This window comes from Rothia sp. HMSC065B04 (assembly GCF_001812285.1).
GTDB lineage: Bacteria > Actinomycetota > Actinomycetes > Actinomycetales > Micrococcaceae > Rothia > Rothia mucilaginosa.
In genome coordinates this window covers 107,040-107,733 of the sequence record NZ_KV808410.1, presented here as the reverse complement: position 1 = coordinate 107,733, position 694 = coordinate 107,040, and the positions used below count along the sequence as shown (strand labels likewise).

The window sequence follows — 694 nt, the reverse complement described above, 5'->3', positions numbered from 1 at the left end:
TCCCTTCCTTTTCGGAGGGACTTTCATTGAGGGTCAGATTCGCCGAGCATGCCCTCACGAGCCAACGCAGATTTCCCTTCCTTTTTGGAGGGGCTTTCATTGAGGCATCAACAGAATGGGCGTGGCGATGGAAACAAAAATATTTCCCTTCCTTCTGGGAAGGGCTTTCATTGAGGCTCTGCGACAGTGGCGGCATATCTGAGGTCTCTATCTGGGATTTCCATTCCTTGTTGGAGGGACTTTCATTGAGGTGCCTTGGCGTGGTCATCAATCCCAGCGCGCAGATGCTCATTTCCCTTCCTAACCGGAGGGGCTTTCATTGAGGCCGCGCTACAATTAAGGATGTCAAAGCTCACCCTGAGAATTTCCCTTCCTTTTCAGAAGGGCTTTCATTGAGGCCCCATCGCTTTTATCTCTTGCTGCTTGCCCTACCATATTTCCCTTCCTTTCTTTTTTCGGACGAGCTTTCATTGAGGCAACATCGACCGCGGCAGGTTCTTCCACTGGACCGGCATTTCTTCGCTTTCTAGAGGAGACTTTCATTGAGGCGCCGGAAACGGCAAAATGTACGGCGTCATGGGACAAAATTATTCTCCCTTCCTTTTTGGAGGGGCTTTCATTGAGGCAGGTGGTCTAGCTCGAAGGCATCCATGTTTACGCTATTTCCCTTCCTTTTCGGAAGGGCTTTCATTGA

Annotated in this window: 1 protein-coding gene; it reads right to left on the bottom strand. The window is 50.1% G+C overall.

Annotation, left to right across the window (positions count from 1 at the left end):
* The coding region (locus tag HMPREF2845_RS09365) for a hypothetical protein (protein ID WP_210394534.1) at positions 1–292 on the bottom strand (292 nt) is incomplete at its 3' end.
* Between the last annotated feature and the right edge of the window lie 402 nt (positions 293–694).